Source organism: Streptococcus mitis (assembly GCF_016658865.1).
In the GTDB taxonomy this organism is placed as follows: domain Bacteria; phylum Bacillota; class Bacilli; order Lactobacillales; family Streptococcaceae; genus Streptococcus; species Streptococcus mitis_BT.
This window is the reverse complement of the sequence record NZ_CP067992.1, coordinates 1,455,428-1,470,617: the sequence shown is the minus strand read 5'-3', so window position 1 is coordinate 1,470,617 and position 15,190 is coordinate 1,455,428. Positions and strand designations below refer to the sequence as shown.

16 protein-coding genes and 2 riboswitches are annotated in these 15,190 nt (G+C 41.0%); all 16 genes read left to right on the top strand.

The features are described 5' to 3' along the window. Positions 1-9 precede the first annotated feature (9 nt). The 16 genes from murD to thiE (JJN14_RS07315) all read left to right on the top strand — a co-directional run bounded on the left by murD (position 10) and on the right by thiE (JJN14_RS07315) (position 15,168). Positions 10-1,362, top strand: a complete 1,353-nt coding sequence (murD, locus tag JJN14_RS07390) for a UDP-N-acetylmuramoyl-L-alanine--D-glutamate ligase (protein ID WP_125386116.1) — start codon at positions 10-12, stop codon at positions 1,360-1,362. 1 nt (position 1,363) lies between these two features. Beyond that, positions 1,364-2,422 (top strand): UDP-N-acetylglucosamine--N-acetylmuramyl-(pentapeptide) pyrophosphoryl-undecaprenol N-acetylglucosamine transferase, encoded by a 1,059-nt coding sequence (locus tag JJN14_RS07385; protein ID WP_201058297.1) that lies wholly within the window; start codon positions 1,364-1,366, stop codon positions 2,420-2,422. Positions 2,423-2,431: 9 nt separating this feature from the next. Next, entirely contained in the window at positions 2,432-3,685 is a 1,254-nt protein-coding gene (locus JJN14_RS07380; RefSeq protein ID WP_201058296.1) for a cell division protein FtsQ/DivIB, read from the top strand. Positions 3,686-3,917: 232 nt separating this feature from the next. Next, positions 3,918-4,619 carry an orotidine-5'-phosphate decarboxylase gene (gene pyrF, locus JJN14_RS07375; RefSeq protein ID WP_125386113.1) on the top strand — a complete coding sequence of 234 codons (702 nt, stop codon included), beginning with the start codon at positions 3,918-3,920 and terminating at the stop codon, positions 4,617-4,619. A 33-nt stretch (positions 4,620-4,652) separates the two neighbouring features. Next, entirely contained in the window at positions 4,653-5,285 is a 633-nt protein-coding gene (gene pyrE, locus JJN14_RS07370) for an orotate phosphoribosyltransferase (RefSeq protein WP_201058295.1), read from the top strand. Positions 5,286-5,518: 233 nt separating this feature from the next. Beyond that, on the top strand, positions 5,519-6,655 hold the full coding sequence (gene lctO, locus JJN14_RS07365; RefSeq protein ID WP_000120714.1) for an L-lactate oxidase: 1,137 nt from the start codon (positions 5,519-5,521) through the stop codon (positions 6,653-6,655). Positions 6,656-6,803: 148 nt separating this feature from the next. Continuing rightward, positions 6,804-6,892: riboswitch (TPP riboswitch) on the top strand. A gap of 217 nt (positions 6,893-7,109) precedes the next feature. Further along, a complete protein-coding gene (locus JJN14_RS07360; RefSeq protein ID WP_201058294.1) occupies positions 7,110-7,778 on the top strand; it encodes a TenA family protein in 669 nt (222 codons plus the stop codon). A gap of 275 nt (positions 7,779-8,053) precedes the next feature. Continuing rightward, positions 8,054-8,836 (top strand): hydroxyethylthiazole kinase, encoded by a 783-nt coding sequence (thiM, locus tag JJN14_RS07355; RefSeq protein WP_201058293.1) that lies wholly within the window; start codon positions 8,054-8,056, stop codon positions 8,834-8,836. A 1-nt stretch (position 8,837) separates the two neighbouring features. Further along, positions 8,838-9,470, top strand: coding sequence for a thiamine phosphate synthase (gene thiE, locus JJN14_RS07350; protein WP_201058292.1), 633 nt, complete (start codon positions 8,838-8,840; stop codon positions 9,468-9,470). A 195-nt stretch (positions 9,471-9,665) separates the two neighbouring features. After that, positions 9,666-9,754, top strand: a riboswitch (TPP riboswitch). A gap of 155 nt (positions 9,755-9,909) precedes the next feature. Continuing rightward, positions 9,910-10,470 carry an ECF transporter S component gene (locus tag JJN14_RS07345; RefSeq protein WP_201058291.1) on the top strand — a complete coding sequence of 187 codons (561 nt, stop codon included), beginning with the start codon at positions 9,910-9,912 and terminating at the stop codon, positions 10,468-10,470. Further along, the gene (locus tag JJN14_RS07340; RefSeq protein ID WP_201058290.1) at positions 10,471-11,856 is read left to right on the top strand and encodes an ATP-binding cassette domain-containing protein; all 1,386 of its coding nucleotides are present in this window, start codon (positions 10,471-10,473) and stop codon (positions 11,854-11,856) included. 1 nt (position 11,857) lies between these two features. Continuing rightward, positions 11,858-12,508 carry an energy-coupling factor transporter transmembrane component T gene (locus JJN14_RS07335; RefSeq protein ID WP_201058289.1) on the top strand — a complete coding sequence of 217 codons (651 nt, stop codon included), beginning with the start codon at positions 11,858-11,860 and terminating at the stop codon, positions 12,506-12,508. 10 nt (positions 12,509-12,518) lie between these two features. Further along, positions 12,519-13,211: a thiaminase II gene (tenA, locus tag JJN14_RS07330; protein WP_201058288.1), complete on the top strand. Its 693-nt coding sequence runs from the start codon at positions 12,519-12,521 to the stop codon at positions 13,209-13,211. Positions 13,212-13,215: 4 nt separating this feature from the next. After that, the gene (thiW, locus tag JJN14_RS07325; RefSeq protein ID WP_033685230.1) at positions 13,216-13,740 is read left to right on the top strand and encodes an energy coupling factor transporter S component ThiW; all 525 of its coding nucleotides are present in this window, start codon (positions 13,216-13,218) and stop codon (positions 13,738-13,740) included. Continuing rightward, on the top strand, positions 13,740-14,543 hold the full coding sequence (locus JJN14_RS07320; RefSeq protein WP_201058287.1) for a hydroxyethylthiazole kinase: 804 nt from the start codon (positions 13,740-13,742) through the stop codon (positions 14,541-14,543). The genes thiW and JJN14_RS07320 overlap by 1 nt, the downstream gene beginning before the upstream one ends. Continuing rightward, positions 14,536-15,168: a thiamine phosphate synthase gene (thiE, locus tag JJN14_RS07315; RefSeq protein ID WP_201058286.1), complete on the top strand. Its 633-nt coding sequence runs from the start codon at positions 14,536-14,538 to the stop codon at positions 15,166-15,168. The genes JJN14_RS07320 and thiE (JJN14_RS07315) overlap by 8 nt, the downstream gene beginning before the upstream one ends. Positions 15,169-15,190: the final 22 nt, after the last annotated feature.

Genomic DNA, 15,190 nt, shown 5'->3' with positions numbered 1-15,190 from the left:
GTTCGAGACATGAAAGTAATAGATCAATTTAAGAATAAGAAAGTCCTTGTTTTAGGTTTGGCCAAGTCTGGTGAATCTGCAGCTCGTTTGTTGGACAAGCTAGGTGCCATTGTGACAGTAAATGATGGGAAACCTTTTGAGGACAATCCAGCTGCCCAAAGTTTGTTGGAAGAAGGAATCAAGGTCATCACAGGCGGTCATCCTTTGGAACTCTTGGATGAAGAGTTTGCCCTTATGGTGAAAAATCCAGGTATCCCTTACAGCAATCCCATGATTGAAAAGGCTTTGGCCAAGGGAATTCCAGTCTTGACTGAGGTGGAATTGGCTTACTTGATTTCAGAAGCACCGATTGTTGGTATCACAGGTTCAAATGGTAAAACAACCACAACGACTATGATTGGGGACGTTTTGACTGCTGCTGGCCAACATGGTCTTTTATCAGGAAATATCGGCTATCCTGCCAGTCAAGTGGCTCAAACTGCGACAGACAAGGATACGCTTGTCATGGAACTTTCTTCTTTCCAACTCATGGGCGTTCAAGAATTCCATCCTGAGATTGCGGTTATTACCAACCTCATGCCAACTCATATCGATTATCATGGTTCTTTTGAGGAATATGTAGCAGCCAAGTGGAATATCCAAAACAAGATGATAGCGGATGATTTCCTTGTCTTGAACTTTAACCAAGACTTGGCAAAAGAATTGGCTACTAAAACACAAGCTACAGTTGTACCATTCTCAACACTTGAAAAGGTTGATGGAGCTTATCTGGAAGATGGTCAACTCTACTTCCGTGGGGAAGTTGTCATGGCAGCGAATGAAATCGGAGTTCCAGGTAGCCACAATGTGGAAAATGCCCTTGCGACTATTGCTGTAGCCAAGCTTCGTGGTGTTGATAACCAAACCATCAAAGAAACTCTTTCAGCCTTTGGAGGTGTCAAACACCGTCTCCAATTTGTGGATGAAATCAAGGGTGTTAAGTTCTATAATGATAGCAAATCAACCAATATCTTGGCTACTCAAAAAGCCTTGTCAGGATTTGACAACAGCAAGGTCATTTTGATTGCAGGTGGTTTGGACCGTGGTAATGAGTTTGACGAATTGGTTCCAGACATTACTGGACTCAAGAAGATGGTTATCCTGGGTCAGTCTGCCGAACGTGTCAAACGGGCAGCAGATAAGGCTGGTGTGTCTTATGTGGATGCGACTGATATTGCTGATGCGACCCGCAAGGCCTATGAACTTGCGACTCAAGGAGACGTGGTTCTTCTCAGTCCTGCCAATGCTAGCTGGGATATGTATGCTAACTTTGAAGTACGTGGCGACCTCTTTATCGACACAGTAGCGGAGTTAAAGGAATAATATGAAAAAAATTGTCTTTACAGGTGGGGGGACGGTTGGACACGTGACCCTTAACCTTTTGTTAATGCCCAAGTTCATCGAAGATGGTTGGGAAGTCCACTATATCGGAGATAAGCGTGGGATCGAACACCAAGAAATCCTCAAGTCGGGTCTAGATGTCACCTTCCATTCCATTGCGACTGGAAAATTGCGTCGCTATTTCTCTTGGCAAAATATGCTGGACGTCTTTAAAGTTGGCTGGGGAATTGTCCAATCGCTCTTTATCATGTTGCGACTTCGTCCACAGGCCCTTTTTTCAAAGGGAGGTTTTGTCTCAGTGCCGCCAGTTATCGCAGCGCGTGTGTCAGGAGTGCCAGTCTTTATTCACGAATCGGACCTATCTATGGGCTTGGCCAATAAAATCGCCTATAAATTTGCGACTAAGATGTATTCAACCTTTGAACAAGCTTCAAGTTTGTCTAAGGTTGAGCATGTGGGAGCAGTGACCAAGGTTTCAGATCAAAAAACTCCAGAACCAGATGAATTGGTGGATATCCAAACCCACTTTAATCCCCAATTGCCAACTGTATTGTTTGTTGGCGGTTCTGCAGGTGCTCGTGTCTTTAACCAATTGGTGACAGACCATAAGAAAGAACTGACAGAGCGCTACAATATTATCAATTTAACTGGAGATTCTAGCCTGAACGAGTTGAGCCAAAATCTTTTTCGTGTTGACTATGTGACAAATCTCTATCAACCCTTAATGGAATTGGCTGATATTGTTGTGACACGAGGCGGTGCCAATACGATTTTTGAGCTCTTGGCGATGGCAAAATTACATGTTATTGTACCACTTGGTCGTGAAGCAAGTCGTGGAGACCAGATTGAGAACGCAGCCTACTTTGTTAAAAAAGGCTATGCAGAAGAGCTTCAAGAAAATGATTTGACCTTGGATGGTTTGGAAGAGAAGCTTTCTCACTTACTAAGTCACAAGGAAGACTATCAAGCCAAGATGAAGGCTTCTAAGGAATTGAAATCTCTAGCAGATTTTTATCAATTGTTGAAAAAAGATTTATCATAAGGAAAGTAAATGTCAAAAGATAAGAAAAAAGAGGGCAAAGAAATCCTCGAAGAATTTAAAGAGTTATCAGAATGGCAGAAACGAAACCAAGAATATCTAAAAAAGAAGGCTGAGGAAGAAGCAGCCCTAGCTGAGGAGAAGGAAAAGGAAAGACAAGCTCGAATGGCTTCCAAATCTGAAAAGTCAGATGCAACCGAGGACCAAGAGAGTGAATCTGATCCAAAAGACCCAAAATCAGCTAAGGAAGATGCTAAAGAAAAAGTAGGAGAGTCAGAAGACGTCAAAAAAGAAGTAGTCAAAGAAGAATCAAAGTCTAAAAAGACAGAGAAAGAGGATAAACGGGATAAAAAAATAGAGAAAAAGCCTGTTAAGGAAAAACCGGTCAAACCGAAAATTCCAGGAGTTCATATCTGGCGGGCTATCTCGATTTTGTTTCTCAGTCTGATTTTATTGGTTGTCTCTGCTTATTTGCTTAGTCCTTATGCGACCATGAAGGATATTCGTGTTGAGGGAACAGTGCAAACTACAGCTGATGATATTCGACAGGCTTCAGGCATTCAGGATTCGGATTATACGATTAACCTTCTGCTAGATAAGGCAAAATATGAAGAGCAGATCAAGTCTAATTATTGGGTTGAATCAGCTCAGCTTGTCTATCAATTTCCAACCAAGTTTACTATCAAGGTTAAGGAATACGATATTGTGGCCTACTATGTTTCTGGAGAAAGCCATTATCCAATCCTTTCAAGTGGGAAGGTGGAGACAAGTGCGGTAAGCTTGGTGAGTCTGCCAGAAACTTATATATCAGTTCTTTTTAATGACAGTGAACAAATCAAAGCCTTTACGTCTGAACTTGCTCAAATTAGCCCAGAACTCAAGTCTGCTATCCAAAAGGTGGAACTAGCCCCAAGCAAGGTGACATCAGATTTAATTCGATTGACTATGAATGATTCGGACGAGGTCTTGGTTCCTCTATCTGAAATGAGTAAGAAACTGCCTTACTATAGTAAGATTAAGCCACAATTGTCAGAACCGAGTGTGATTGACATGGAAGCTGGAATTTACAGCTACACAGTGGCGGATAAAGTAATTATGGAAGCTGAGGAAAAAGCCAAACAAGAGGCTAAGGAAGCTGAGAAGAAACAAAAAGAGGAAGAGAAGAAAAGACTGGAAGAACAGCAGAATAAACTAGAAGAGGAAAGGAAAAAGCTGGAGGAAGAGGGCAATCAAAACCAAACGACCCGACGTTCATCGCGTCGCTAGGTTTACCTTTTCTTCTATAGCTCTTTAGTTGCCATGTTTTTACTTGACAAGTGTTAGTAGAAATAATAGAATAGTAAAAAACCTTTAAAGCAGTCCAGAGAGGCAGCTAAGGTTAGACGGTGAAAGGGTGGAGACTACCCATTTTTCGTGGAACCTTGCTGTTGGCAGGTTCCTTTTTTCGTGGCTTCTGTTGCCCAGACTCTCTCACTAGCAAAGGTAAAAGGAGAAACCTATGCGAGAACATCGTCCAGTCATTGCTCTTGATTTTCCTAGTTTTGAGGCGGTCAAGGAATTCTTAGCTCTTTTTCCAGCAGAAGAAAGCCTTTATCTTAAGGTAGGGATGGAGCTTTATTACGCAACGGGGCCTGAGATTGTGTCTTACTTGAAAGGCCTGGGGCACAGTGTCTTTTTGGATCTCAAGCTGCATGACATTCCCAATACAGTCAAATCAGCTATGAAGGTCCTGTCTCAGCTTGGTGTGGATATGACAAATGTTCATGCTGCTGGGGGTGTAGAGATGATGAAGGCTGCGCGTGAAGGTCTTGGTAGTCAAGCCAAATTGATAGCTGTCACTCAGCTCACATCAACATCAGAAGCCCAGATGCAGGATTTTCAAAATATCCAAACCAGCCTGCAAGAGTCTGTGATTCATTATGCCAAGAAGACGGCTGAAGCGGGATTAGATGGTGTTGTTTGCTCGGCTCAGGAAGTGCAACTCATCAAGCAGGCCACTAATCCAGATTTTATCTGTCTAACACCGGGCATTCGTCCACAGGGATCTGCTGTTGGAGATCAAAAACGCGTGATGACACCTGCTGATGCCTATCAAATCGGTAGTGACTATATCGTAGTGGGACGTCCTATTATCCAAGCTGAGAATCCTGTTGCAGCTTATCATGCCATCAAGGATGAATGGACACAGGACTGGAATTAAAGAACTAGATTAGAAAAATAAAAGGAGAATACCATGACACTTGCTAAAGATATCGCTAGCCACCTCTTGAAAATTCAAGCCGTTTACCTCAAACCAGAGGAGCCTTTCACTTGGGCATCTGGTATCAAGTCGCCGATTTACACAGATAACCGTGTAACTCTTGCCTATCCAGAAACTCGTACTATCATTGAAAATGGCTTTGTGGAAGCTATTAAAGAAGCCTTTCCAGAGGTAGAAGTCATTGCAGGAACTGCAACGGCAGGGATTCCACACGGAGCTATTATTGCTGACAAGATGAATTTGCCATTTGCCTATATCCGTAGCAAACCAAAAGACCACGGCGCTGGTAATCAAATCGAAGGCCGGGTAGCTCAAGGTCAAAAAATGGTAGTGGTTGAAGATCTTATTTCAACAGGTGGTTCTGTTCTTGAAGCAGTAGCAGCCGCTAAACACGAAGGAGCAGATGTGCTTGGTGTTGTGGCAATTTTTAGCTATCAACTGCCAAAAGCAGATAAGAACTTCTCAGACGCAGGTGTCAAACTTGTGACGCTTTCTAACTACAGTGAACTCATCCACCTAGCCCAAGAAGAAGGTTACATCACACCAGAAGGCCTCGACCTTCTAAAACGATTTAAAGAAGACCAAGAAAATTGGCAAAACGCCTAAAACATAGAAAATCAGGTAGTCACTAGGATTACCTGATTTTGTTTTTTAGACTAGAAAATGAAAAGATTATTTGAATTTCCATAACTTAAGAAAGTTTATCATTTTTAATTATCTCTGTAAAATGATTGAAAGTATGAAATTTCCAAACAAAATATTTGAAAAGTTTTGAAAAAAGAGTTAAGATATTTTTGTAATATACAAAGTAAACGCTTACTTATTAAGGAGGGCATTTTATGTCATATAAAACAAGCAATGCAGAAGGTCATGTAGATTTCATCAATACCTATGATTTGGAGCCAATGGCGCAACAAGTTATTCCTAAAGCAGCATTTGGCTATATCGCTAGTGGGGCGGAAGATACTTTCACTTTACGTGAGAATATTCGTGCCTTTAACCACAAACTCATCGTTCCGCATACGCTTTGTGATGTTGAAAATCCAAGTACAGAGATTGAATTTGCAGGTGAAAAATTGTCTTCACCAATCATCATGGCGCCTGTTGCGGCTCATAAATTGGCAAACGAACAGGGTGAAGTGGCGACTGCGCGTGGTGTGCACGAGTTCGGTTCCCTCTATACAACCAGCTCTTACTCTACTGTCGATCTTCCAGAAATTACAGAAGCCCTTCAAGGGACACCTCACTGGTTCCAATTTTACTTTAGTAAAGATGACGGGATTAACCGCCACATCATGGACCGTGTGAAGGCTGAAGGTTATAAAGCGATCGTCTTGACGGCAGATGCTACCGTAGGGGGCAATCGTGAGGTGGACAAGCGTAATGGTTTTGTCTTCCCAGTTGGTATGCCGATTGTTGAGGAATATCTGCCAGAAGGTGCTGGAAAATCAATGGACTTTGTTTACAAATCAGCTAAACAACGCTTGTCTCCACGTGATGTAGAATTTATCGCTGAATACTCAGGACTTCCTGTTTATGTCAAGGGACCACAATGCCGTGAGGACGTTGAACGTTCACTTGCTGCAGGTGCCTCTGGTATCTGGGTAACCAACCACGGTGGTCGCCAAATCGACGGTGGACCAGCTGCCTTCGACTCACTTCAAGAAGTAGCTGAAGCAGTTGATAAACGCGTGCCAATTGTCTTTGATTCAGGTATTCGTCGTGGTCAACACGTCTTTAAAGCCTTGGCTTCAGGAGCAGACTTGGTAGCTATTGGTCGCCCGGTTATCTATGGCTTGGCTCTCGGCGGTAGTGTTGGTGTGCGTCAAGTCTTTGAACACTTGAATGCGGAATTGAAGACAGTTATGCAATTGTCTGGAACTCAGACCATTGAAGATGTCAAACACTTCAAACTCCGTCACAACCCATACAACCCAACCTTCCCAGTTGACCCTCGTGACTTAAAATTGTATTGATAAAACAGCTCGCCTCCACTGAATGTGGAGGTTTTTCTTCGTCTATAGGAAGAAAAAATCGCTATTGAAAACTATATAAATATATTTTTCAGTCAAATATCTTGCTAGAGCTTTCATTTTTTGCTATACTGGTCCAGTAATTAAATAATAAAGACATTTGGGGTGCTTTAGGCTGAGATGATACCCATTGAACCTGATACAGTTAAGACTGGCGAAGGGAAATGTGAACAGTTTTTTTCGTATGGTGAAATGAACAATCTAATCTTGTAAGCTAAACTCTAATTCTTGATTGTAATTGGAGTTTTTTTTGTTTATATAAGCTGGATGAAAGTGATACAAAGCATTTAGGTAGCTCTTCTTGAACGCCCTTGATTTTCTTTAAAAAGGTCAAGTAAAACTAGGATTTTCTTGATGTTTTGTCGATTACGAACGAGTAAAGAGAGGAAAAATAAATATGGAAACACAAGACTATGCATTTGAGCCAGGTTTGACTGTTGGAGAATTATTAAAAAGCAGTCAGAAGGATTGGCAGGCTGCAATCAATCATCGTTTTGTTAAGGAACTTTTTGCGGGGACAATTGAGAATAAGGTCTTAAGAGACTACCTAATTCAAGATTATCACTTCTTTGATGCCTTCTTATCCATGCTGGGTGCTTGCGTAGCCCACGCAGACCAGCTTGAATCCAAGCTTCGTTTTACCAAGCAACTAGGCTTTCTTGAAGCAGACGAAGATGGTTATTTCCAAAAGGCTTTCAAGGAGTTAAAAGTATCTGAGAATGACTATCTAGAAGTAACCTTGCACCCTGTAACAAAAGCGTTTCAGGATCTTATGTATTCGGCAGTGGCTTCATCAGACTATGCTCATCTTTTGATCATGCTGGTCATTGCAGAAGGTCTCTATTTAGACTGGGGTTCTAAAGTTTTGGCTCTACCTGAAGCCTATATTCATTCGGAATGGATCAATCTACATAGAGGTCCTTTCTTTGCAGAGTGGGTTCAATTTCTGGTTGACGAACTCAATCGTGTCGGAAAAGGTCGAGAAGATTTGACAGAACTTCAGCAACGCTGGAATCAAGCAGTCGCTTTAGAATTAGCATTTTTTGATATTGGTTATGATGCCTAGAGAAGGTTCAGGGTATTTACAAATTTGATGAGGTAATTCTCTTCGAAAATCTCTTCAAACCACGTTAGCTTCACCTTAGATTATATATGTGACTGACTTCGTCAGTCTTATCTACAACCTCAAAGCAGAGCTTTGAGCAACCTGCGGCTAGCTTCCTAGTTTGCTCTTTGATTTTCATTGAGCATAAATCATTCAATGTAAAAAAATTTCTTAACGAAAGATAGAGATAAATCGAAATCAGTAGATCGTATAAAGTGAAAAGGAAGGATTTTAATATGACAAGTTTAAAATTATTAAAAGAAAAAGCACCTTTGATCATTTGTATAACCAATGATGTAGTAAAAAATTTCACAGCAAATGGATTAGTAGCACTGGGGGCATCACCAGCCATGAGTGAGTTTCCTGCAGATTTAGAGGATTTGTTAAAGTATGCTGGAGGTTTATTAATAAACATAGGAACATTGACAGATGAAAATTGGAAATTATACCAAGCTGCTCTGAAAATTGCAGAGAAATATAATGTCCCAGCAGTTTTAGATCCTGTAGCCTGTGGAGCAGGAGAATATAGAAAAAAAGTAGCAGATGATCTAATCAATAATTACAAACTGGCAGCGATTAGGGGAAATGCTGGCGAGATTGCCTCTTTAGTAGGAATAAATGTGGCATCTAAAGGAGTAGATAGTGCAGGCGTAGATAATATTGATGAAATTGCTCTAGCAGCAAATAAAAAGTTCAATATTCCAATAGTAGTAACAGGTGAAGTGGATGCCATTGCGGTTAATGGAGAAGTTGTAACGATTCATAATGGTAGTGCCATGATGCCAAAAGTTATTGGGACAGGATGTTTATTAGGTGCTGTAGTAGCAAGCTTTATCGGACTAGAAAAAGGTCAAGAATTGAAATCATTAGAAACAGCAATGTTGGTTTACAATATCGCTGGAGAAATGGCAGAAAAACGTCCAAATGGACATCTTCCTGGAACATTTAAAGTTGAATTTATAAATGCCTTATACGAGATTACAGATGAAGATGTAAAGGAATTCAAAAGAGTGAAGTAAAATGTTTCATAAGGAATTATTAAAACTATATTTTATTTGTGGAACGACTACTTGCCAAGGAAAAGATCTATATACAGTCGTTGAGGAAGCCTTAAAAGGTGGTATAACTTTATTTCAATTTCGTGAAAAAGGTGAGGGAGCTTTAGAAGGCAAAGAAAAAGTCGAATTAGCAATTAAACTACAGGATCTTTGTAGAAAATACAATGTTCCGTTTATTGTTAATGATGATATTGAGTTAGCATTGGAAATAGATGCTGACGGCGTACATGTAGGTCAAGACGATATTGGTGTTGATGAAATTAGAAAATTGATGCCAGATAAAATAATTGGTCTTTCTATAAAAAACGAGAAAGAATTTCAACAATCAAAAGTTGAATATGTCGATTATGTTGGTGTTGGTCCTGTATTTGATACCCAGTCAAAGGATGATGCTGGTGGTGCTATAGGTTATGAAGGTCTTAAATTGATGAGAAAACTATTGCCACAAATGCCCTTAGTTGCAATTGGTGGGATACAGACGAAACATATTAAAGACATTATGAAGACCAATGTTGACGGTGTTTCAATCATTTCAGCAATATCGTATGCAAAAAATATAGAAAAAACTGTTCGAGAAATGAATGAACAATTTTAACTTTTTTATTCTTGTATTTTAAGTCAATAGGATTCTCTCACTCGATAAGTTGGGTTATTATCCTTCATAAGTGAATAGGCTGTTTATATGGTTTACTTAGTGATTTTACTACAATAGATTGGCCTAGCTTATTTCTCAGTTCAATTCCTTGAACTAGAATAAATCGTTTGTTATAATATTTATATAATTAAATAATAAAGACATTTGGGGTGCTTTAGGCTGAGATGATACCCATTGAACCTGATACAGTTAAGACTGGCGAAGGGAAATGTGAAATGGTTTTGTATTTATAGAAACTAACCATCTAATCTTGTAAGCTGAACTCTAATTCCTATCTGTAATTAGAGTTTTTTCTTTTACGAAACTGGATGAAGATGATACAAAGCATTTAGGTAGGTCTCCTTGAATGCCCCACTTTTCTTTAAAAAAGGAGTTTTTTATGTTGAAAAAATGGCAGTTAAAAGATGTTATCTTACTTGCTTTCTTGTCTATCTTTTTTGGTGGCGTTTTTGTGGGTTCAGGCTATCTGTTTGATATCCTCACCCTGATTTTAGCGCCTCTTGGTTTGCAGGCCTTTGCCAATGAAATCCTCTTTGGTCTCTGGTGTATGGCTGCCCCTATTGCTGCCATTTTTGTTCCAAGAGTGGGAAGTGCAACGATTGGAGAAGTGCTAGCTGCGCTTGCTGAAGTCCTTTATGGTAGCCAATTCGGTCTAGGTGCCCTTTTGTCTGGCTTGGTTCAAGGTTTGGGAAGTGAACTTGGTTTTATCGTAACCAAGAATCGCTATGAAAGTTGGCTCTCTCTAACTGCCAATAGTATTGGGATTACGCTTGTTAGCTTTGTCTATGAATACATTAAGTTAGGTTACTACGCCTTCTCCCTTCCTTTTGTTCTTTCCTTGCTTGTAGTACGTTTTATTTCTGTCTTTTTCTTCTGTACCATCTTGGTTCGTGCCATTGTCAAACTCTATCATCAGTTTGCAGCTGGAGGCAAGTCATAGATGGGCCTGGAACTACGAGCGATTCAGTCTCCAATCTTCTCTGAGCCGCTTGATTTTACTTTTCATGAGCAAGCCTTTACCTTGTTAGTTGGGAGCAGTGGTTCAGGAAAATCCAGTCTCTTTCAAATGATTGCCCAAGTCAGTTCCTTGCCCCATAGTGGTCAAGTCTTGATAGATGGGAGTGAGGTCAGTCAGCTTTCTATCGTCGAACGTGTCCAGACAGTTGGGATTCTCTTTCAAAATCCCAATCATCAATTTACCATGGAGAACTTGTTTGAGGAGCTGGTTTTTACCTTGGAAAATATTGGGCATCCTGTTCAGGAAATTGATTCTAAAATAGCAGAGGTGGTCCAGCAATGTCGCTGCAAGGAAATTTTGCACCGTCCCATCCATCACTTATCAGGTGGGGAAAAGCAAAAAGCTGCTTTGGCTGTTCTCTTTGCCATGAATCCTAGGGTCTATCTCTTGGATGAGCCCTTCGCTTCCATTGACCGCAAGAGAAGAATCGAGATATTGGAGATTCTAAAAGAGTTAGCCTCTAATGGGAAGGCGGTCATCCTGTGCGACCATGATTTGTCTGACTATGAAGCCTATATCGACCATATGGTGGAGCTAAGAGACGGACAACTAAGGAAAATAAATCAAATCCCTGCCTCTGAAATGACACAGGCTGTTTCAAAGGAGGTTGCTTCTAGCCCAGAACTATTCTATATGGACCGAATCACTTGTGAACTGGATAAGCACCCCCTCTTTTCGATTGCGGATTTTACATTCTACCAAGGAATTTCCTGTATCTTGGGTGATAATGGTGTCGGGAAATCAACCCTTTTTCGGTCTATTCTTCAATTTCAAAAGTATAAGGGGCGCATTACCTGGAAGGGGACAGTCCTGAAAAAGAAAAAGAGTTTGTATAGTGACCTGACGGGTGTTGTTCAGGAAGCTGAGAAGCAGTTTATCAGAGCCAGTCTGCGAGAAGAGCTTCAATTAGATGGACCTGATTCTGAAAGAAATCAGCGGATACTCCAAGCTTTACAATATTTTGATTTGGAGCAGGTACTCGATAAGAGTCCCTATCAATTAAGTGGTGGCCAGCAAAAGATTCTTCAGCTCTTGACCATTTTGACCAGCAAGGCTTCTGTGATCTTGCTAGACGAACCTTTTGCTGGTTTGGATGATAGAGCCTGCCATTATTTTTGTCAGTGGATTGTGGAGGAGAGAAACCAAGGAAGAAGTTTTCTGATCATTAGCCATCGTTTAGATCCCTTGATCTCTGTGGTTGATTATTGGATTGAGATGACTAGTCAAGGTCTCAGTCATGTGAAAGAAGTGACAATTACCAAACCACTCACATCTCAGAGTAGCAATACCCAAGGGGAGGTGAAGTAGTATGGTCAAAGTAGCAACCCAGACACCGATTATCAGTCTCTTCTTGCTGATTTTATCCTTGGAAACATCTTTCATTCCTTCGATTGCTCTGAATCTTTCGGTAGTCGCATTTTGTATTCTCTTTATGCTCTATTACCGTCGATTTAAAGTATTGGCTTGGATGATTCTGCTCGCCATTTTGCCATCTTTGGCCAACTACTGGGCAGTTCAGTTACACGGAGATGCTTCGCAGGCAGTCATGCTTGGAACGAGGGCCTTTGTGACAGTTTGTATCGGCCTTGTCTTTGTTTCCTCTATTTCCTTAAAAGAGCTTCTCTTGTACTTGGCTCAAAAGGGGTTATCACGCTCTTGGGCTTATGCCTTGATTGTGGTATTCAATTCCTTTCCCCTTATTCAGCAAGAAATCAAGTCCCTCAAGGAAGCTTGCTTATTACGTGGTCAAGAACTGCACTTTTGGTCGCCCTTGATTTACAGTAAGGTTTTGATGACGGTCTTTAGATGGCGCCATCTTTACCTGAGAGCTCTATCAGCGCATGGATATGACGAACATGCACAGGTGGAGAATCGCTATCGGATCTTTTATATTTCTAAAAAAACAAAATTAATCTACCTGCTGTTCTTTTTATTACTTCAAACCAGTCTATTTTTATAAAGGAGTTATTATGGAATTTACAGATATTGCGATGGAATTATCCAAGGAAGCTTGGCAGGCTTCCTTTCATCACCCCTTTGTTTTACAGTTGCAAGAGGGTAATTTAGACCCGTCCATCTTTCGCTATTACTTGATTCAGGATGCCTACTATTTGAAGGCCTTCTCAGAAGCCTATCACCTCTTGGCTGATAAGACTTCAAATCAAGAGATGAAAAGACTCTTGAAACAAAATGCTCAGAGTCTAGTGGAAGGTGAGTTATTTATCCGCCAACAATTTTTCAAGGAATTGGAAATCAGCGATCAGGAAATGGAGCAACATCCAATCGCTCCAACCTGCTATCATTATATCTCTCACATTTATCGTCAATTTGCAGAGCCAAACTTGGGCATTGCTTTTGCGAGCTTGCTGCCTTGTCCTTGGTTATACCATGATATAGGCAAATCACTTAATCTTAAACCATCACCAAATCCTCTCTACCAACAATGGATTGAAACTTATATTACGGATGAGTTGGAGCAGCAGATCAGAGAGGAGGGAGTGCTGGTCAATCAACTCTATCGAGAAAGTGACGAGACAGACAAGAAAAAAATGCTAGATGCCTTCCACATTAGTGTTCATATGGAAGCTAAGTTTTGGGAAATGGCCTATCAACACCAAACCTGGAAGAGCGATTTACAGTCTTTAGAAACAGGAGAAGAATAGAAATATGAGAAAGCACCAATTACAAGTTCACAAATTAACCATTTTATCCATGATGATTGCCCTTGATGTAGTCCTTACGCCTATCTTTCGGATTGAGGGAATGGCACCGATGTCCAGTGTAGTCAATATTCTAGCTGGAATCATGATGGGACCTGTTTATGCCTTGGCTATGGCTACAGTGACAGCCTTTATCCGTATGACGACTCAAGGGATTCCACCTTTAGCTCTTACAGGAGCGACTTTTGGAGCCCTTTTAGCAGGTCTCTTTTATAAGTATGGTCGAAAATTTTACTTTTCTGCCTTGGGAGAAATTTTGGGAACAGGTATTATTGGTTCTATTGTTTCCTATCCTGTTATGGTACTCTTTACAGGATCGGCCGCTAAGCTTAGCTGGTTTATCTACACTCCTCGATTTTTCGGAGCAACCTTGATTGGTACAGCGATTTCCTTTATTGCCTTTCGATTTTTAATCAAGCAGGAATTCTTTAAAAAAGTGCAGGGATATTTCTTTGGTGAAAGGATAGACTGATGCAGGCATTTACAAATCCTTTTCCTCTGGCAACGACTTCCCTCATTCACTGCATTACCAATGAAATTTCTTGTGAGATGCTGGCAAATGGGATTTTGGCACTGGGATGCAAACCTGTCACGGCAGATGATCCCCGTGAGGTTCTTGATTTTACTAAGCAAAGCCAGGCACTCTTCATCAATTTGGGGCATTTGTCAGCTGAGAAGGAAAAAGCAATCCGTATGGCAGCTTCTTATGCAGCTCAAGTTTCTCTTCCAATGGTGGTAGATGCGGTTGGTGTAACAGCTTCATCCATTCGTAAGAGCTTAGTTAAAGACCTTTTAGATTATAGACCTACGGTCCTTAAAGGAAATATGTCGGAAATCCGAAGTCTTGTTGGCTTAAAACACCACGGTGTTGGGGTCGATGCGAGTGCTAAAGATCAAGAAACTGAGGATTTACTTCAAGTCTTGAAAGACTGGTGTCAGACCTATCCAGGTATGTCATTCTTAGTCACAGGCCCCAAGGACCTAATCGTTTCGAAGAATCAGGTCGCTGTACTGGGAAATGGCTGTGCAGAATTAGACTGGATAACAGGGACAGGAGACTTGGTTGGAGCCTTGACAGCCGTTTTTCTCAGCCAAGGAAAGACTGCCTTTGAAGCTTCTTGCCTAGCGGTTTCTTATCTCAATATCTCTGCTGAGAGAATAGTTGTTCAAGGAATGGGATTGGAAGAATTTCGTTATCAAGTTCTCAATAAGCTCTCTCTTCTAAAAAGAGATGAAAATTGGCTAGATGGCATCAAAGGAGATATTTATGAATAGAGAAGCACTTAGACTGTATCTGGTAACTAATCGCTACCAAGATTCCTTGGAAAGTTTTCTTGAAAAGGTTGAGACGGCTTGCCGTTCAGGGGTTACCATAGTCCAATTACGAGAAAAAAACCTCACCACCAACCAATACTATCAGCTGGCAAAACAAGTCAAGGAAATAACAGATGCCTATCAGGTACCCCTGATCATCGATGATCGTTTGGATGTCTGTCTTGCAGTTGATGCTGCTGGTTTGCATATCGGAGACGATGAATTACCAGTTCCGGTTGCCCGACAAGTCTTGGGCCCTGACAAAATACTTGGTGTCACAGCTAAAACTGTAAAAAGAGCCCTTGAGGCAGAAGAAGGAGGGGCGAATTACTTGGGAACAGGAGCCATTTTCCCGACTACGACCAAGGAAAATGCACCTATCACCCTGATTTCAACCTTGAAGACAATTTGCCAAAGGGTCGCCATTCCAGTAGTTGCTATTGGAGGATTGACTTCAGAGAACATTGACCAGCTTATTGACACTGGTATAGCTGGTGTAGCTGTAGTGCGTGATCTAATGCAAGCAGAAGATATAGAGGCAAAAACGCAAGCTTTTTTAACAAAGCTGGATGATATTATTTCCTAATCAAAAACACTCTAATTCCCTC